Source organism: Nocardiopsis valliformis DSM 45023 (assembly GCF_000340985.1).
Classification (GTDB): Bacteria; Actinomycetota; Actinomycetes; order Streptosporangiales; family Streptosporangiaceae; genus Nocardiopsis; species Nocardiopsis exhalans.
Genome location: NZ_ANAZ01000017.1, coordinates 83,890 through 101,441, shown reverse-complemented (window position 1 = coordinate 101,441; position 17,552 = coordinate 83,890). Strand labels below are relative to the sequence as shown.

Below are 17,552 nucleotides of genomic sequence, written 5' to 3'. Positions count from 1 at the left end.
CGCGCACGGCGCGCGGCCGGGTTCCCCCGACCGGAGGAGGAGTGACCCATGAGGTCACGTCACACCATCGCCACGACGCTGGCGCTCGGCGGCCTGGCCATCGGCTACGCCGTCGTCGCCACCCCCCAGCCAGCCGAGGCCCACGGGGCCTTCACCTACCCCGCTTCCCGTACCTACGCCTGTTTCCAGGACGCCACCGGCGGCAGCTCCGGCGGCGCCCTCCAGCCCGTCAACCCGGCCTGCGCCGACGCCCTCGCCGAGGGCGGAGACTACGCTTTCTGGAACTGGTTCGGCAACCTGATCAGCAACTCCGCCGGCCAGCACCGTGATTTCGTCGCCGACGGCGAGCTCTGCGGACCCACCGATCAGTTCAGCGCCTTCAACGCGGCCCGTACCGACTGGCCCTCCACCCAGTTGCAGCCGAACACGACGGTGGAGTTCCACCACAACGCGTGGGCTCCTCACCCGGGCACCTTCTTCACCTACGTCACGGTCGACGGCTGGAACCCGAACTCACCCCTGAACTGGGATGACCTGGAGTTGATCGACGAGGCCGTGGACCCGCCGCTGCGCAGCGGCGGAGTGGCGGGCGCCGAGTACTACTGGGACGTGGACCTGCCCGACCGTGAGGGACGCCATCTCGTCTACTCGGTCTGGGAGCGCTCCGACAGCCCGGAGGCCTTCTACAACTGCTCCGACGTCGTCTTCGGCGACGACCCGGGCCCCGGCCCCGACCCGGATCCGGACCCCGACCCCACACCGGACCCCACGCCCGATCCCACGGATCCGACCGACCCCGACCCGACACCGGACCCCACGGACCCGCCCGCGGACGAGTACTGCACGGCCGAGTACACGGTCACCAACGAGTGGTCCAACGGCTTCCAGGCGGAGGTCGAGGTCACCGCGGGTGAGGACGGGGCCTCCGGGTGGATGGTGGACTGGGTCTTCGCCAACCGCCAGGAGATCACCAACATCTGGAACGCCTCGGTCGTGAACCACGGAGCGCACTTCGAGGCCTCCAACGTCGCCCACAACGGCACCCTCGCGGCCGGTGAGAGCACATCCTTCGGCTTCACCGCCACCTTCGAGGGAGCCAACATCGAGCCCCAGGTGGAGTGCCAGGAGAACTGACCTCCACTGGACTCGAACGCTCACTGAGCGGCCCGGCCCCGGGCAGAGGCGCACCGGGGCCGGGCCCACTTTTCCTAACGGTGTTAGTTACGATGGCCCGATGGACTCCGCGCGCATCTACGAGAACTGTCAAAGCCGACTGCTGGAGCTGGCCGCCACCCTGGACCGGGAGCAGCTCGGCACCGTGGTGCCCGCCTGCCCGGACTGGACCGTCCAGCAGGTCTACGCCCACCTCGCCGGACTCGCCGCGGACGTCGTCAACGGCGACGTCACACCACCGGCCACCGATGAGGTCACCGACCGGCAGGTCGCAGCCCGGGCCGGCCACAACATCGAACGCGTCACCGCCGAATGGGCCCGTACCGGCCCCGACCTGGTGGAGCTCCTACGAACTCAGCAGCGCCGACGCTATTCCCTTCCCGCCCTGGACGTGTGGCACCACGAGAACGACATCCGCGGTGCCCTGGGTCTGACTGCCCAGGCCGAGGACGCCGACCAGCTCGCGGAGTTCCCGCTGGGCGGTCTGGCGAAGGGTTGGCCCGCCGAAGCCCTCTCGGTGCGGGTGGTCGCCACCGACACCGGCCAGGAGTGGAACCTCGGCCAGGACGGCCGGCTCACCCTGCGCGGCACCGCGTTCGAACTGGCCCGCGCGGTCACTGGTCGTCGCAGCGTCAACCAGATCCTGGCCATGGACTGGACCGGCGGTGACCCCGCTCCGGTGGCCCCGTTCCTGCCCACCTTGCCCGCGCCCGAGGCAGACCTGGCCGTGTGATCGTGAACCAGCCCCGCGGGCGCACATCGTGTACGCCCGCTCACAGGCACAAGGGGGGTCAGGGGGTGTAGGGGATGCGGTCGATCGCGCGCACCTCGCCCAGGGTGGACCACTCGTTGCGGCCCAGACGGGCCATCGGGCGCAGTCGGGTGACCTCCGGCAGGCCGTCCACCACCACGGACTCGTCCACGGCCACGTTCAGCACTCGGCCGAAGACCACCGTGGAGTCGCCTAGCCGCAGGGTCGAGTGCAGGGCGCACTCCACCGCGGCCGGGGACCCGGCTACCCGCGGCGGGCGCACCGCCGTACTGGCCTCCCGCTTGATGCCCAGCGCGTCGAACTCGCTCACGTGCGGCGGGTAGTCGGTCCCGCTCGCGTTGATCTGGTCCTGAAGCGGCTCGGTGGCCAGGTTGACCACGAACTCGCCGGTCGCCTCGGCGTTGCGCAGTGAGTCCTTGCGCCCCACCGAGGTGAACTGCACGATCGGCGGTTCGGTGCACGAGATGGTGAAGAAGGAGTGCGGGGCCAGGTTGTCCACACCGGACTCGGAGGTGGTGGAGACCCACGCGATCGGGCGCGGGACCACCAGCGACGTCATCAGCTTGTAGAAAGCCCGGCCGGGCAGGTCGTCAGGGTTGTGTTCGGTACGCATCGGCACCGATTATTCCGTGTACCGGGGGTGCGCGGGGGATACTTGGCCGATGGAACTGGTCACCGCTGATGATGTCCGGGCCGCCGCCACCCGCCTCCAGGGCCATGTGGTGCGCACTCCGCTGACCGCTGCCCCCGACGGAGCCGACCTCCTCCTCAAACCGGAGAGCCTCCAACCCACCGGTGCCTTCAAACTGCGCGGCGCCACCAACGCCGTCGCCCTGCTCAACCCGGTCCAGCGCGAACACGGGGTGGTCACCCACTCCTCGGGAAACCACGGCCTCGCCCTGGCCCATGCCGCCGCCCGCCAGGGGGTGTCCTGCACCGTCGTGGTGCCCGAGGGCGCGCCCGAGATCAAGGTGGACCGGATTCGGGCCCTGGGCGCCCGGGTGGTGACCGTGCCGCCCGCCGAACGCCTCGCGGCCGCCACCGAGCTCCGCGACCGCGAACTCCTCGCACTGGTCCCGCCCTTTGACGACCCCCGGGTGATCGCCGGTCAGGGCACCGTGGGGCTGGAGATCCTGGAACAGTCACCCGAGGTCACCACCATCGTGGTGCCGGTCGGTGGGGGAGGGCTCGCCTCCGGGGTGGCCACAGCCGCCTGGACGGTGCACCCGCACCGGGTCCGGGTGGTGGGCGTGGAACCGGAGCTGGCCGCCGACGCCGCCGAGAGTCTTCGGGAGGGGCGGCTGGTCACCTGGGACCCCGAGCTCACCTACCGGACCATGGCTGACGGGGTGCGCACCTGCCTGTCCGAACGCACCTTCGCGCACCTGGCGGCCCGCCTGGACGAGATCGTCACCGTCAGCGAGGACGAGATCGCCCGCTCGGTGGCGGCGCTGGCACACGGCGCACGCCTGGTCGCCGAACCCAGCGGTGCCCTGGCCGTGGCGGCGGTCCTCGCGGGGAAGGTCGACACGGTCCCGGGGCAGCCGGAGGCCACGGTCGCGGTGGTCTCCGGCGGGAACGTCGACCCGGACCTGTTCGGCCGCCTGATCTCCACCGGCGCCACCGGCTGAGCCGCCAGGGGACGCAGGGTTTCACGGGGGCCGCGGGTTCCTGGCTCCGGGGTCTCAGGGGCGGGGGCGGCCGGTGATCTGCTCGGCTACGAGCGCGGCGTCCTCCTCCTCGAAGGTTCTCAGGCCGTGGGCCAGCTCGATGACCTCGTCCGAGAGAAGGACCACCGCCCCCTGCCCGGGGAACAGATCCACGGAGCTTCCGACCTCGGGCCCCAACCGGGCCCGCACGGTGTACCGCTCGGGTACGGATTCGTGCTGGAACACCACGCCGGAGAGGGGAGGGTCGTCGAAGTCCTCACAGACGTAGTCCTCGTCGACACAACCGCTCCGGAGAAAGCCGGGGTAGTCCGCCTCCGAGCGCCGGGGATCGTAGTCGTGCGTGCTCCAGCTGCTGACCGTGACGGCGGCACCGGACGGGCCGGCGTAGGTGACGCTTCCTTCGTATGTCACCGATTCGGCCGCCCAGCCCTCCAGGTCCAGGACGACCGCGGCGACCGGATGCTCGGTGAGGGAGGCCACCACCTCCTCGAACTCCTCCCGTTCGGCGGCGGCCGCCTGCCGCTCCGGCGTGCTGATCAGGTGTTCGTCGAGAGAGATCTGGGCGGCCAGGGCGACCGGTACGACCAGCGCCGTCCACCCGAGGCCCCGCCCCCGGGTGAGGTGGAGCAGGGCCAGGACCACGGACCCGCCGATGACCAGGACCATCCCCAGAAGGAACATCAGGCCGATCGCGCCTGCCAGCCCCAGGCCATGGTGCTGGGAGACGCGGACCCACTCGACGTGGGCACCGACGGCCAGCAGGCTCAGGAGGGCCACGGCGCCCAGCTGCCGGGGCAGCCCGGTCCTACGGAGCGCGGCGGACAGGAGGTACCCCGCGACGGCGATGGCCAGCAGGGTCAGGAGCGCTTCGGCCAGGTCCCGGAAGGAACGGCGGCCCCAGTACAGGTCGAGGACGAACGGTTCCAGCAGGAAGAGGAGGACCAAGAGATAGAAAACGCCCGCGGGTAAGAGGGTCAGTCCGAGACGGGGTGCGCCCGAAGGCTCCGTGGGCGGGGAGTGGTCGGTGGTGGGGGAATCCACGTGGTGCCCCTTTCGCCTGGAGGGTCCTCCTCCGGGGGCGGAGGAGGCCGGCGCGGACCGCCCGGGGTACGGCAGGCCGAGCCGAGGTTCGGGGGCTGGTTCGGGCGGCCGTCGTGCACCGGTTCCACGGGTCCTCGTCGGTGTGAGCTTACTGCGGGTACTCGCCGGGAACCTCTGCTCCGCCGGTGATGTCGACGCTCTCGAACTCGACACGGCCACTGGTACGGTGGCTGCCCGCTCGGTCGCGGCCTTCGCTGAGGCTGTCATGGACGTCGGAACACCTCGGGGGCGTCCCCGACGCGTTCAGCCGGATGGGGCTGCCGACCGACCTCCGTTCCCCCGGCACGGAGCTCGGCCGCCCAAGCCGCGTCCGTTTCCCCGGTGCGGATGCGCTTGTCAGGCGTCGACCGGTCAGGAACCGGGGCCCATCGGATCGTGCCCGACGCGCATCAGCTTTCGACGCCAGACGTCGTCCTCGGGGCGCGGGTCCGACAACTCTTCCTGGACGAATCCGGCGACCCGCTCCATGAGTTCGAGGTCGGAGGAGGTCACGTCGGTCCTGCGCTTGTTCAGCAGCCGAACGATCTGCTCTCCCTCGGTGTCGATACCGCCCGATGCCGGAAAGGCGTCCTCCCCGGAAGCGTCGGTGAGAAGCCAGCGGCGGAGTTCCTCCCCGGTCATGTTGACCGCAGCGTGGAACTCCTCCCAGATACGGTCGGTGCCCGGATCACTGACAGCCATTGCGTGTTCCCCTTCCTGCGCGGGTCGGCACACCCGCGCCGCGTCATTGACAGAGCGCGGCCTTCCCACGGCCTTCACTCGCCCTCACCCATAGCGGCTACCCACGGTGCCCCGTCTTCATACGTTCGGGCTGAGACCGGCGGGGTTGCACCGAGCCACCTGGTCCGAGGGGTGACACCAGCCGTTCACGGGTGTGTCTGGCCGAACCGGAAGCCTTCCCGTCCACCTCGCAGCGGAGCGTCCTCGGCCGGGCCCGCTGGTGCTTACCGGCACGCGGTACGTCTGAGAAGCCCGTGCCCGGGGTAGGCGTGTGATTGAATCCCGCGACCGGGTTTCGACGCGAGTCCGGTGGCGTCGGGCACGGGTCCTCCCAGCAGGTCGCAAGGGCGAACAGGAGACAGGAGGTGCCGGTCATGGGTGTGCTCGGACAGATGCTGTACGCCCACCCCGACGACCCGGAGGGGGTGGGCGAGAAGGTGCGCGCGGCCGTGGAGTCCTGTGGACTCTGCGCGCAGGTCTGTACGGTGTGCGCGGACGCCTGCATGCGTGAGCAGGGCGGGGCCCAGCTGGTCGCCTGTGCCCGCTCCGATCTGGACTGCGCCGACGTCTGCGAGGCCGCCCAGAGGGTTCTCGTGCGGCGGACCGCCGAGGAGGACGGTTTCGTCATATCGGTCCTGGAAGCCTGTGCCCGAGCTTGCGACAGATGCGCGGCGGAGTGTGAGGTCCACGCCGAACACCACGAGCACTGCCGGCTCTGCGCCCAGGTGTGCCGTGAGTGCGCCCGGGCCTGCCGGGACCTGGCGCTGGCCATCGTCTGAGCCGGCATGGGCGGCCGAGAGCGCCTCGTGCCCATGGGTCGAAGAGGGTGAGGCAGCCGTCTCCACGGTCCGCGACCGACCGGGCGAAGCAGGCTCAGTTTCTCACGTTCGAACAGCAGGAGCGCGGGAGCCCGGTCGGGGCGCAGGCGCAGGAGCTCGGGCACGCGCGCGGGCTGACAAGCACCCCGGTCTTCCCGTCCGGTTTCGGTTCAGGCGGCGCGCCAACGGAAGCGGTCGTCCTCAGCCGTGGTGGTGCACCGCATCAGCGTGCCGTTGTTCGTGTGGCCGTACTGCCAGTGCTGTGAGCAGAACGCCCCCGGGTGCACGCCCTGCACGGGTGCCGGGGCGGGCTCGGGTTCCGGCTCAGGTTCGGGGGCCGGTTCCGGGTCGGGTGCCGGAGCGGGCTCGGGTTCAGGCTCGGGTTCCGGCTCTGGTGTGGGGCTGGGGTCGCCGATCTCCTCGGGGCAGTCCGTGTCGTCGGAGACGACGAAGAGCTTCACCTTGAGGGTGTCGGAGAACGGCGCCGTCTTCTCGCCCTTGCCGGGGGACTGCCCGCACACGGTGTCCCCGGCGGCGTCCGCCAGGTCCGGGGCGTCCACATCCCCGAAGGCGCTCTCGACCGCCACCCTCAGGCCCGCGGCATCGATCCATGCGCCGGCCTCGTCGACAGTCCCGTCGGTGAACTCCGGCAGCTTGGGCCACTCCTCGGCGGCCTCACCGTCCTCGGGGCAGTCCACACCCTCGGGCACCACGGCCAGTTCGGCCGCTTCCTCCGTTACGTCCTGACCGCACACGACCATTGCCGAGCGGGTCCACTCCACGTCCTCTCCGGTCGCGGCGAGCACCGGGTCCCCGAGCTCGAGGTCGGCTTCGGCCACCAGCTCCTGAGCCTCCGGCAGGCGCAGCCCCACCAGCTCGAGCTCCGGTTCCGCCGAGGGGGACACGGACACGGCCACGGATTCCTCGTCCGGCGGTGGGGAAGGCAGGACCAACCCGAGGATGAGCAGCCCGAAGAAGCCGAAGAAGGCCATGGAAGCACAGCCACCGCATCCCAGCCCGATCGTGGCCAGCGGGGACAGCTTCTTGCCGGGGCCCGGGGGCGGACCCGGTACATGCGGAGGAAGGGACAAGGGTGCTCCGTCTCAGTTCAAGGGGAGGGCGGAGCGGGCGCCGATCACCGTGCCGCGCGGTGCGGCGAATCAGCACCCTAGCGAGGCCGGGGTTCAGGGCGGCTCGAATCACCGAATTCGACGGTCCCGAACACGCGGAGTGAGGAAACGGGGAGGCGGGTCCGGTAGCCGAGGTCACGTTCGCGATTCGGTGAGTGTCATACGGGTGAGCGATCCCCGCATCTTCGACGCTCAGGACAGACATGACTGTCGTCCATGTGGTGGTGACCGTGTTCGCGATCGCCGCGAACGGCCTCATCGCCCTCGCCGGCCTGTTCCGGGCCCGGTTCATCCTGGAGAACTCGGCGGCCGTGGGCGTTCCGGAGTCGTGGCTGCTCGTGCTCGGTCTGTTGAAGGGGGCCAGCCACGGGTCTGCTGCTCGGGTTCCTCGGGATGCCCCCGATCGGCGAGACGGCGGCCCTGGGGCTGCCCCTCTTTTTCGTGGGAGCGGTACTGGCCCACCTGCGTGCCCGCAACCACAGGCTCGGATTCCCGCCGGGCTACCTCGCTCTTGCCGCGGCGTCCCTGGTGCTCGCAGCCGCCTCGTGAGGCCTGGGTGAGGAGGCGGCCGCGCGGTCCTCGCGGCGGCGCATGGCCATGTCGGACAGGATGGCCAGGCCGAAGGCGATGACCATCGTTGCGATGACTGCCAGCGTGGTCAGGGCGGTGCCGAACGAAGTGGGGTCGATCACGGGTGCTCCAAAGGCCGAGGGGTGCGCCTGCATCCACAACCGTAATAGGCGTTAACTTTCAAACCCAGTGTTAGCTTAAGTGAACTGCGTCATATCCAGGGTTCCACTCCTGGCGGAGGAGCACCGTGTCTCCGAAGTCCGGGGTGCGGACCGTCACGGCATGTCTTTGGTCGGTGCCGCCCCCCCACTTTCGTGGGGGGTGGCGGGGAAACGAGCCGCTGCCTGTCCAGTCAGGGCCGGATTGACCTGCGCTTTCGCGTCCGGGGCAGAGTGATGGCGCCGGTGCGCGGTCCCGGGCGGGCGGCTGCCGGGCGTCCTAGACTCAGCGCTCATGCACACCTGGACTCGCCGCCTCGCCCGGCCCCTCGAATACTGGCGGGGCCTGGACCCCCACTTTCGGCGTGAGCGTCGCTGGGTCGCGGCCGACTGGCTGTACGCCCTGGGGACCCTCCCACTCACAGCCCAGTTCCAGATCCAGTCGATGGACGGCTGGGGCCTGGCGGGTGCGCCGGTGGGGGAGCTCTTCGAATCCGGGGCCGCCCGGTACGGCCCGGAACTGCCGGGGACGCTGTACTTCTTGCTGCCCGTGCTGTGCGCGTCCGCGGCGATGCTGGTGCGGCGCTCCCGCCCCCTGTGGCTCCTGGGCGTGGCCTTCGTCCTGCTGTTGGGGTTCGCCAACGTCATCCCGGTGTTCGTGGCGGTCTACTCGCATGCCGTTCACGCCCGCGGACCGCTGTCCCCGGTGCTGTGGTCGCTGGGTTACACGGCGGCGATGGCCTTCGTCTACCGCGACGAGCCCGGCGGCACCGGGTTCATGGCGGTGATGCTCCTGCTGCTGCTCCTGGCCCTCGGCCTGTACGTGGGCACACGCCGCCAGCTCGTCGACGGGCTCAGGGAACGGGCCGAACGGCTCGACCGCGAACGGCACCTGCTCGCGGAGCAGGCCGTGAGCGCCGAACGCAACCGCATCGCCCGCGAGATGCACGACGTCGTCGCCCACCGCGTCAGCCTGATCGTCCTGCACGCCGGCGGCCTGGAGGTGTCGACCAGCGACCCCCGGGCCCTGGAGGTCGCCGGACTCATCCGCGGTACGGGGCGCCAGGCTCTGGGGGAGCTGCGCGACATCCTCGGTGTGCTGCGCCAGCAACCCGCTGGGCCACCGCCCACCCAGCCACAGCCCGCGTTGGCACAGGTACGGGAACTGGTCGATGAATGGTGTGAGGCTGGGATGCGCATCGACCTTCGGGGCGGGATCCCTGACGGGGACGGTATCCCGCTCGCCGCCCAGCGCACAGCCTTCCAGGTGGTCAAGGAAGGGGTGACCAACGCCGCCAAACACGCGGCTGGGGCCGAGGTACGCGTGTCAATCCACCACAACGCCGGTGCCCTGGCCGTGGAGGTCGCCAACGGGGTGCCGCCGGGCCGGCTGGTGCCGCCGCCAGAGAGCGGGTTCGGGCTGTCCGGCCTGAGGGAACGCGTGGCCGCCGTGGGCGGGGAGCTGACCGCCGAACCCGGGGCGGACGGCGGCTGGCGGCTGCGAGCCGAACTCTCCGCGGTGGCGGAGGAAGAGCACGAACCCGTCTGACGGACGGGGCCCGGGACGCCGCTCGGCGCCCCGGGCCCCTGGGGCGATGCGGGCCTACAGAATCGAACCCGGGGTGTAGGCGGCGGCCTCGGGGTGGGCGGAGGTGATCTCCCCGATCCGGGACACCACCGAGTCGACCTGGTCGGCGGCGGCACCGGTGAAGGTGATCCGGTCGGCCAGCAGCGCGTCCAGGGCGGCGCGGTCCAGCGGGAAGCGCTCGTCGGCGGCCAGCCGGTCCAGCAGCTGGTTGCCCACGCCCTCCTGCCGCATGGCCAGGGCCGAGCCCACCGCGTGCTCCTTGATGAGCTCGTGCGCGGTCTCGCGGCCCACACCGGCCCGCACCGCGGCCATCAGCATCTTCGTGGTGGCCAGGAACGGCAGGTAGCGGTCTAGCTCAGCCGAGATCACCGCGGGGAAGGCACCGAACTCGTCCAGCACCGTCAGCATGGTCTCCACCAGGCCGTCGAAGGCGAAGAACGCGTCCGGTAGCGCCACCCGGCGCACGACCGAGCACGACACGTCGCCCTCGTTCCACTGGTCGCCCGCCAGCTCACCGGTCATCGACGCGTAACCGCGCAGGATCACGGTGAGACCGTTGACCCGCTCGCACGAACGCGTGTTCATCTTGTGCGGCATCGCGGACGAACCGACCTGGCCCTCGGCGAAGCCCTCGGTGACCAGCTCGTGCCCGGCCATCAGGCGGATCGTCTTGGCCAGCGAGGACGGCCCGGCGGCCAGCTGCACCAGGGCGGTGAGCACCTCGAAGTCCAGCGAACGCGGGTACACCTGGCCCACACTGGTGAACCGGTGCTCGAAGCCCAGGTGGGCGGCGACCTCGTTCTCCAGGGTGTTCAGGGCCGCGCGGTCACCGCCGAGCAGGTCCAGCATGTCCTGGGCGGTGCCCACCGGGCCCTTGATCCCGCGCAGCGGGTACCGGGCGATCAGCTCCTCCAGGCGGCCGTGGGCCACCAGCACCTCGTCGGCGATCGACGCGAACCGCTTGCCCAGCGTCGTGGCCTGCGCGGCCACGTTGTGGGAACGGCCCGCCATGACCGTCTCGCCGTACTCGGCGGACAGACGGCCGAGCCGGGCCAGCAGCGCCACCACGCGGTCGCGCACCAGCAGCAGGCTGTCGCGGACCTGGAGCTGCTCGACGTTCTCGGTCAGGTCGCGCGAGGTCATGCCCTTGTGCACGTGCTCGTGCCCGGCGAGGGCGTTGAACTCCTCGATCCGAGCCTTGACGTCGTGCCGGGTGACTCGCTCGCGCTCGGCGATGGAGGCCAGGTCGACCTGCTCGAGGACCTTCTCGTAGTCCTCCACCACACCGTCCGGGACGTCCACGCCCAGACGCGCCTGCGCACGCAGTACAGCCAGCCACAGCCGCCGTTCGGCGACCACCTTGTATTCGGGGGACCACAGCCGGGTCAGCTCCGCGGACGCGTAGCGGGCGGCCAGGACATCGGGGATCACAGGTTTCGCGCTCACGTCGTGTCACTCTATCGCCCTGAGCTGGGGCGGGCGCGCACAGGTCCGCCCCCAGTACCCGGGTGGGGCCGTCCCTACCGTGAACCGGCGGGCCCAGCGGATGTCCCTGCCCGGGGACTGCGTCCTAGCGTTGGACCCATGAACACGCGGAATGTCCACAGAAGAGCACCGAGTACTCTGCTCAAGGCTCTCGCCAGCCCCAGATACCTGCTCTCGGCCTGGCCCTGGCGGTCCCTGGCCTACGTACTGACCACCCTGCTGGTCGGGGGCGCCCTGTTTTTCGTGGCGATACCCGTGTACATGCCCTGGACCTTCTTCGTCGCGATGATCGGGACCGGGACCTCGACTGGCGATTTGACCTTCGCGTTTCTCTCCGGCCTGTTCACGGTGCTCTGCTTCGCCCCGCTCGTGGCCATCCCGCTGGGCGCCCTGGAACGCCGCCGCCTATACCTGGTCATACCCGGCGAGAACGGCAGCGGACACCGTATGCCTCCGCCCGGCCTGTGGGGCTGGATCCGCACGCGTTACGCCGAGGCCGCGACCTGGCGCGAGGTCGCCTACGCCGCGGTCATGTTCCCGCTCGTCGGGGTCGCCTTCCTTGTGACGTTCACCTTGGCCAGCGTCACCATCGCCCTGGCGGTCTCGCCCCTCATCCTGCTCAACGAGAACGAGCCCGCCATCGCCATGGCCTGGACCACCCTCACCACCCCGGCCGAAGCACTGCCCTACGCCCTGCTCTCCCCGCTGGTGGTGGCCCTGCTCCTCTACAGCTGCGGGGCCATGTCCTACGGCCACGGCGTCATCGCCCGCGCCCTCCTGGTCGGCCCGCCCAAGGAGGAGCTGCGGGCCGAACTCGACCAGGTCACCGAGTCCCGCGCCCGCCTGGTCAACGCCTTCGAGTACGAGCGCCGCAGGATCGAACGCGACCTGCACGACGGCGCCCAACAGCGGCTCGTGGCGCTCAGCATGGACCTGGGCATGGCCCGCATCGAGCTGGAGGAGGGCTCCCCGGCCGACCGCAGGGTCGTCGCCGCGCAGGCCAAGGCCGACGAGCTCATCGACGAGATCCGCGAGCTGGTGCGCGGCATCCACCCGCGCGTGCTCACCGATCGCGGACTGCACAACGCGCTCCAGGAGCTTGCCGACCACTGCCCGGTCCCGGTCACCGTCGAGACCGCGATCCCGCACCGGCTGCCCCCGCACGTGGAGGGCACCGCCTACTTCGTCGTCGCCGAGGCGCTGACCAACGTCTACAAGCACGCCGAGGCCACCGCCGTGACCGTCCGCGCGCACCTGGCCTCCGGCGACGTCCGGGCGGTTGGGGCCGCCCAGGGGTCCGCTAGGGCCACCCTCACGGTGGAGGTCACCGATGACGGGGTGGGCGGGGCCGACGCCGACAGGGGCAGCGGGCTGACCGGACTCGGTGACCGGGTGGCCGTTATGGGCGGCACAATGGGGCTCACAAGCCCTGAAGGCGGGCCGACCCGAATCCGAGTGGAGCTGCCGTGCGGACCGATTCCAGCGGACCCGACGCCGTGACCCCCGTACCGACCGTGCTCGCCGAGGACGGCGTTCTGCTGCGCGAAGGCCTGGTGGGTGTCCTGGAGCGCTTCGGCTTCCCTGTGGTCGCCGCGGTCGAGGACGGCGAGGCCCTGGTCGAGGCGGTCACCGAGCACCGGCCCGGTCTGGTCGTCACCGACATCCGGATGCCCCCGGACTTCACCGACGAGGGGCTGCGCGCCGCGGTCCGGCTGCGTCAGGAGAACCCCGGGCTGGCCGTGGTGGCGCTCAGCCAGTACGTGGAACTCAGCTACGCCACCGACCTGCTCGACTCCGGTGACGGCAAAGGCGTGGGCTACCTGCTCAAACAGCGGGTGGGCGACGTCCGTGAGTTCGCCTCGGTGCTGCGCAGGGTCGTGGAGGGCGCGACCTTCGTGGACCCCGAAGTCGTCCGGCAGCTGCTGCGCCGCAGCTCCGACCCGCTGGAACGGCTGACCGCCAGGGAACGCCAGGTACTGGAACTGATGGCGGAGGGCCACTCCAACGGCGCCATCGCCCGCAAGCTGGTGGTCAGCGACGCGGCGGTGGGCAAACACGTGGGCAACATCCTGGCCAAGCTTGACCTGCCGCCCGACGACGACATCCATCGCCGTGTCCAGGCGGTCCTGGCCTACCTGCGCACCCAGAGCATCTGACCCGGACCGGTCGGCCCGCGCCTACCGGCCTCCCCGGTCAGTACAGCCAGGTCACGCGGCCTGGGCCGACCGGAGAGCCGGGCCCGGGCGCCTGCCCGTCCTCTGACGTCTCCGGTGGTACTACTTCTCCCGTGGGTCTATCGGTCCATGCTCCACTCGACGATCACCGCGGGTTCGTCGCCCTCCACCCAGGCGTCGTGGCCGGGCGGGATGAACGCCACCTGGCCGGGCCCGACCCGCTGCTCCTCGCCGTCCGCGGTCCGGAATGCCAGCGTGCCCTCCATACCCAGGCAGGTGTGGGTGCGCATGCACAGGTCGGTACCGGCTTCGGCGCCCCTGTGCTCGGACCAGCGCCACCCCGGCTCCAGGGTCATCCGGTTGAGGAACTGCCCGCCCAGGCGCACGGCCTCGGTGTGCCCGTGGTCGAACTCCACGCGGGCGTCGGTGGTCGCGAAGTCGACCACCCGGGGCGTGTCCGGGGCCTCCTCGTCCCAGGCCTGGACGGTCGACTGGTGGGTGATCCGGCCGTCGGTCAGGTCCAGCATGGTCATGCTCATGACCGTGAGGCCGTCCGGGTAGGTGCAGCGCTCCGTGTAGGCGGCGTGGTCGCCCTCCATGACGCACTGGAGGATCTCGTGGTCGGTGTCCATCGAGTACACCTGCCGCATGTAGTACTCGATGGAGTCGCGCCCGTGGATGACGGTGGGCATGCTGGGCGGGGTACGGCGGTCGACGGTCTCGATGTCGGCGTCGTCGGCGAACTGGCTGATGAGGGTGTCGGTGTCACCCTCCTCCAGGGCTCGCCGGAAGGTATCGAGGTCGAAACCGGTTCCGCTGCTCGTGGTGGCCATGGTGCGGACTCCTTCCGCGAAGAATGGGAAACCTGCGAGGGAGAGGACCGCCGCTGGGAACGGGGCGATCTGCTTCCCACCCTCCACCCGCACCAGCTCAGGGTTCGCTCAAGCGCGGGTCACGGATCGGTGTGCCCGCCCCGACCGACCCGCTGACCGGCCCGGCCACCCCGCCGGCCGACCCGGCGGATCGGCCCGGGGGATCGGACGTATCGTGGAAGTGCTCTGCCACAAGGTTTCTCGTCACACGGTTTTCTTGCAACACGGTGCGAAACCCGGGCGAACCCCCGCCCGGCCCCCACGCAACCCCGGAGGAGACAGGATGCAGCCGACGGTCGCGGCCCCCGAGAGCGTCACCTGGAGAGTGCATCTGGACCGTTCGATGTGGGTGGCGGGCGTGCGCGCCCTGATGCTCCAGGCACTGCACCCGATCGCCATGCAGGGGGTCTGGCAGCGCTCCGACTTTCGAACCGACCCCACCGGCCGCCTGCTGCGCACCGCCCACTTCGTGGCGGTGACCACCTACGGCAGTCTGTCCGAGGCCGACACCCTCGGCGAGCACATCCGCCGCGTCCACCGCTCCCTGAGCTTCACCGACCCCGCCACCGGCAGGCTCCACCGGGTCGACCAGCACGACCTGCTCGTGTGGGTGCACTGCGCCGAGGTCACCTCCTACCTGGAGACCTGCCACCGAGCGGGGCTCGAACTCAGCACCGCCGACCTGGACCGCTACCTCGACGAACAGGCGCACACCGCCACCTACGTCGGTCTGGAACCGAGCGACGTTCCCCGCAACGTCGCCGACATGCGCCGCTACCTCGCCAAGGTCCGACCGAGCCTGAGCGTGACCCCCGAGGCCCGCCAGGCGGTGCGCTTCCTGCTCTGGCCCAAGGTCCCCGAACAACTCGCCTGGCTGGCCCCGCTCAAACCGCTCTGGTTCCCGGTGGGTGCGCTGTCTTACGCCACCCTGCCCGCCTGGGCGCGCCGCGCCTACGGCATGCTCCCGGAACTCCCCGGAGCGGACCCGGTGGCCACCGCCGGCCTGCGGGCACTGCGCTCAGGGCTCAACCGGATCCCCGAGCGCTACTACAACCTGATCTTCGACGAGGCCACGGTACGCAGCGCCAACGAGGCGAGGGAACGCCTCCTGGCGGCCGGATACCAGGTGGAGAACGGATTCCGCGCCCTGCGGTCCCGCACCACCTTCCGCTCCCCGGACGCCCCCGCTCAGCGGGTCCCCGTCGAGGCCTGAGCGCCACCCGGAACAGTCGGGGCGGGCGGGAAGCCCCCGCCCGCCCCGACCCGGCGGTCAGCGCCGATCCAGCGGTCCAGCTATTTCATCTCTTTGTTGGGCGTGGAAACCTGGTCTTTCAGAACCGGGGTCCCTTTACCGGTCCAGGACGCGGCGCAGGGCGGCCAGGGCCAGTTCGGCACGGTCCAGGCGGGCGTTGTGGCCCATCAGGCCGATGCGCCACACCGTCGCCGCGTAGGGGCCCACGCCCGCGCCGATCTCCAGGCCGTATTCGCGCAGCAGCCGCTCGCGTACCTTGCCCGAGTCCACGCCCTCCGGCACGCGCACCGACGTCAGCTGCGACAGACGATGGCCCTCGGCGGCGAACAGCTCCAGGCCCATCTCCAGCAGCCCTTCGCGCAGCCGCGCGCCCGCCGCCTCGTGGCGGGCCGCCACGGCCTCCAGGCCCTCCTCCTCGATCCGGGCCAGACCCGCGTCCAGGGAAGCCACCATCGCGGTCGGCGCGGTGTGGTGGTAGGCGCGCCCACCCGGGCCGCCGCGCACGTAGGCGCCCAGCAGGCCGAGGTCGATATACCACACGGGCGGGGACTGCACTCGGCGCTCCCAGGCCCGCTCGGAGAAGGTGAAGGGCGCCAGCCCCGGGGCCACGCCCAGGCACTTCTGTGTGCCGGAGTAGGCGATGTCCACCTTCCACTCGTCCAGGGCCATCGGCATGCCGCCCAGGGAGGTGACGCAGTCGGCCAGCAACAGGGTGTCGTCCGAACGCTCCCGCAAGGCGCGGCCCAGGGCTCCGATGTCGCTGACCACGCCGGTGGAGGTCTCCGCGTGCACCGCCGCCACGATCCTCGGCGCGGGGTGGGCGTCCAGGACGCGCTGGGCGTCCACGGGCTGGCCCCACTCGTGGTCCACCCGGACCACCTCGGCGCCGTAACGCCCGGCCACCTCGCACATCCGCTCGCCGAACAGCCCGTTCACGGCCACGACCACCACGTCACCGCCGCGAACGGTGTTGGCGAAGGCGGTCTCCATCCCGAGGGAGCCGGTGCCGGACAGCGGCAGTGTGAGCGGGTTCTCGGTGCCCCACAGGGAACGCAGTCGCCCGCAGGCGCGTTCCAGCAGGGTGATGAATTCGGGGTCCAGATGACCCAGCAGGGGAGCGGCCAGACCCAGAGTCGCCTCCGGGTACGGATTGCTCGGGCCCGGGCCCAACAGGGTGCGTTCGCTGACTGACATGCTCGAACACTAGCCGGAGCACCGTGACTCCACCGAAACGGGGGTGTCGTCTGCGTGAAGCTCCCACCCCGGTGCGCGACTCGGCGGGGTTCGTGGCGGGCCGTAGTATTCCCGCGGACAAACGGACGGGACGCGTGTGAGAGGGACACCGATGACCGAGACCAACACCAGGGCGGAAGCCGGACCGGGCACCGGCGGCGCGGACGGCGCCGGCGTGCCCACCGGCGCCGTGCGCATGCTGCGGGTGACCCACGACGACCCCCGGGTGGCGGGCCTGCTCGCCGGGCTCCTGGAGGAGTACACCGAGCGTTACGGGGCCGAGGGGGCCGCCAACGAGCTCAGCCGCTACCCGGTCACCGAGTTCGTCGCCCCGCACGGATGCCTGGTCCTGGCCGAACTCGACGGCGAGGTCGTCGCTGGCGGAGCTCTGCGCCCCTACCGCAAGGACCGGGTCGGCCAGGCCGACACCGTCGAGTTCAAACGCATCTGGACCTCCGCCCGGCACCGGCGGCGCGGGCTGGGACGGCAGATCATGACCGCCCTTGAAGAGGCCGCGCGCGACCTCGGATACACCCGCGTCATGCTGTTCACCGGCCCCTCCCAGCCCGAGGCGGTCGCCCTGTACGAGCGGATCGGCTACCGGTGGGTGGACCCGACCACCGTCGAGGACCTCCCCTACCCCAAGGCGATCCCCTTCGCCCACGACCTGCGGAACTCAACCCCACAGCCCTCGGCCTGACCGGAGCTGTCCGGCCGGAGTTGCCTGGTCAGGAGCTCCCACCCGGGCACAACCCGGGCGGCCGGACGTTATGGGGAGCGCTATGTCCGGGGAGCGGACAGGGGTACGAACACCCCCGTACGATGAAGGACACGGC

Annotated in this window: 18 protein-coding genes; 10 read left to right on the top strand and 8 right to left on the bottom strand. The window is 70.8% G+C overall.

The genetic code is table 11. The features are described from left to right. The first annotated feature begins 48 nt into the window (after positions 1 to 48). A complete protein-coding gene (locus tag D457_RS0118595; RefSeq protein ID WP_017582181.1) occupies positions 49 to 1,134 on the top strand; it encodes a lytic polysaccharide monooxygenase in 1,086 nt (361 codons plus the stop codon). A gap of 100 nt (positions 1,135 to 1,234) precedes the next feature. Continuing rightward, a complete protein-coding gene (locus D457_RS0118590) occupies positions 1,235 to 1,906 on the top strand; it encodes a maleylpyruvate isomerase family mycothiol-dependent enzyme (RefSeq protein WP_017582180.1) in 672 nt (223 codons plus the stop codon). Positions 1,907 to 1,964: 58 nt separating this feature from the next. Here D457_RS0118590 and D457_RS0118585 read toward each other — a convergent pair whose 3' ends face one another. After that, entirely contained in the window at positions 1,965 to 2,558 is a 594-nt protein-coding gene (locus D457_RS0118585; RefSeq protein ID WP_017582179.1) for a flavin reductase family protein, read from the bottom strand. Positions 2,559 to 2,607: 49 nt separating this feature from the next. Here D457_RS0118585 and D457_RS0118580 point away from each other — a divergent pair, with 49 nt between their 5' ends. Beyond that, entirely contained in the window at positions 2,608 to 3,576 is a 969-nt protein-coding gene (locus D457_RS0118580; RefSeq protein WP_017582178.1) for a threonine ammonia-lyase, read from the top strand. A 54-nt stretch (positions 3,577 to 3,630) separates the two neighbouring features. Here the strand turns inward: D457_RS0118580 and D457_RS0118575 are convergent, their stop codons facing one another. Together D457_RS0118575 and D457_RS0118570 are read right to left on the bottom strand one after the other, a co-directional pair. Further along, positions 3,631 to 4,656, bottom strand: a complete 1,026-nt coding sequence (locus D457_RS0118575; protein WP_017582177.1) for a hypothetical protein — start codon at positions 4,654 to 4,656, stop codon at positions 3,631 to 3,633. 411 nt (positions 4,657 to 5,067) lie between these two features. Beyond that, the gene (locus D457_RS0118570) at positions 5,068 to 5,397 is read right to left on the bottom strand and encodes a DUF3140 domain-containing protein (RefSeq protein WP_017582176.1); all 330 of its coding nucleotides are present in this window, start codon (positions 5,395 to 5,397) and stop codon (positions 5,068 to 5,070) included. Positions 5,398 to 5,810: 413 nt separating this feature from the next. Between D457_RS0118570 and D457_RS0118565 the strand changes: the two genes are divergently transcribed. Next, positions 5,811 to 6,215 (top strand): four-helix bundle copper-binding protein, encoded by a 405-nt coding sequence (locus D457_RS0118565; protein ID WP_026116781.1) that lies wholly within the window; start codon positions 5,811 to 5,813, stop codon positions 6,213 to 6,215. 209 nt (positions 6,216 to 6,424) lie between these two features. Here the strand turns inward: D457_RS0118565 and D457_RS36235 are convergent, their stop codons facing one another. Further along, positions 6,425 to 7,345 carry a PASTA domain-containing protein gene (locus tag D457_RS36235; RefSeq protein ID WP_160167407.1) on the bottom strand — a complete coding sequence of 307 codons (921 nt, stop codon included), beginning with the start codon at positions 7,343 to 7,345 and terminating at the stop codon, positions 6,425 to 6,427. A gap of 432 nt (positions 7,346 to 7,777) precedes the next feature. Between D457_RS36235 and D457_RS37140 the strand changes: the two genes are divergently transcribed. Further along, positions 7,778 to 7,933 carry a DoxX family protein gene (locus D457_RS37140; RefSeq protein WP_239646145.1) on the top strand — a complete coding sequence of 52 codons (156 nt, stop codon included), beginning with the start codon at positions 7,778 to 7,780 and terminating at the stop codon, positions 7,931 to 7,933. Here the strand turns inward: D457_RS37140 and D457_RS0118555 are convergent. After that, the gene (locus tag D457_RS0118555; protein WP_017582173.1) at positions 7,885 to 8,076 is read right to left on the bottom strand and encodes a hypothetical protein; all 192 of its coding nucleotides are present in this window, start codon (positions 8,074 to 8,076) and stop codon (positions 7,885 to 7,887) included. The two genes, D457_RS37140 and D457_RS0118555, sit on opposite strands and share 49 nt — an antisense overlap. A gap of 331 nt (positions 8,077 to 8,407) precedes the next feature. On the opposite strand from D457_RS0118555, the gene D457_RS0118550 reads away from it, so the two are divergent. Next, the gene (locus tag D457_RS0118550; protein WP_017582172.1) at positions 8,408 to 9,661 is read left to right on the top strand and encodes a sensor histidine kinase; all 1,254 of its coding nucleotides are present in this window, start codon (positions 8,408 to 8,410) and stop codon (positions 9,659 to 9,661) included. A gap of 54 nt (positions 9,662 to 9,715) precedes the next feature. Here the strand turns inward: D457_RS0118550 and purB are convergent, their stop codons facing one another. Further along, on the bottom strand, positions 9,716 to 11,146 hold the full coding sequence (gene purB, locus D457_RS0118545; RefSeq protein WP_026116780.1) for an adenylosuccinate lyase: 1,431 nt from the start codon (positions 11,144 to 11,146) through the stop codon (positions 9,716 to 9,718). Positions 11,147 to 11,284: 138 nt separating this feature from the next. Here purB and D457_RS0118540 point away from each other — a divergent pair, with 138 nt between their 5' ends. Together D457_RS0118540 and D457_RS0118535 are read left to right on the top strand one after the other, a co-directional pair. Continuing rightward, positions 11,285 to 12,685 carry a sensor histidine kinase gene (locus D457_RS0118540; RefSeq protein ID WP_017582170.1) on the top strand — a complete coding sequence of 467 codons (1,401 nt, stop codon included), beginning with the start codon at positions 11,285 to 11,287 and terminating at the stop codon, positions 12,683 to 12,685. Further along, positions 12,652 to 13,341, top strand: coding sequence for a response regulator (locus D457_RS0118535; RefSeq protein ID WP_017582169.1), 690 nt, complete (start codon positions 12,652 to 12,654; stop codon positions 13,339 to 13,341). Before D457_RS0118540 ends, D457_RS0118535 begins: the two co-directional genes overlap by 34 nt. Before the next feature lie 137 nt (positions 13,342 to 13,478). Here D457_RS0118535 and D457_RS0118530 read toward each other — a convergent pair whose 3' ends face one another. Beyond that, entirely contained in the window at positions 13,479 to 14,192 is a 714-nt protein-coding gene (locus D457_RS0118530) for a nuclear transport factor 2 family protein (protein WP_026116779.1), read from the bottom strand. A 322-nt stretch (positions 14,193 to 14,514) separates the two neighbouring features. Between D457_RS0118530 and D457_RS0118525 the strand changes: the two genes are divergently transcribed. Next, complete coding sequence (locus D457_RS0118525; protein ID WP_017582167.1) at positions 14,515 to 15,444, top strand: oxygenase MpaB family protein; 930 nt, start codon at positions 14,515 to 14,517, stop codon at positions 15,442 to 15,444. Positions 15,445 to 15,579: 135 nt separating this feature from the next. On the opposite strand, the gene D457_RS0118520 is transcribed toward D457_RS0118525, so the two are convergent. Continuing rightward, positions 15,580 to 16,677, bottom strand: a complete 1,098-nt coding sequence (locus D457_RS0118520; RefSeq protein WP_017582166.1) for a pyridoxal-phosphate-dependent aminotransferase family protein — start codon at positions 16,675 to 16,677, stop codon at positions 15,580 to 15,582. A 151-nt stretch (positions 16,678 to 16,828) separates the two neighbouring features. Here D457_RS0118520 and D457_RS0118515 point away from each other — a divergent pair, with 151 nt between their 5' ends. Then, entirely contained in the window at positions 16,829 to 17,416 is a 588-nt protein-coding gene (locus D457_RS0118515; RefSeq protein ID WP_017582165.1) for a GNAT family N-acetyltransferase, read from the top strand. Positions 17,417 to 17,552 lie beyond the last annotated feature (136 nt).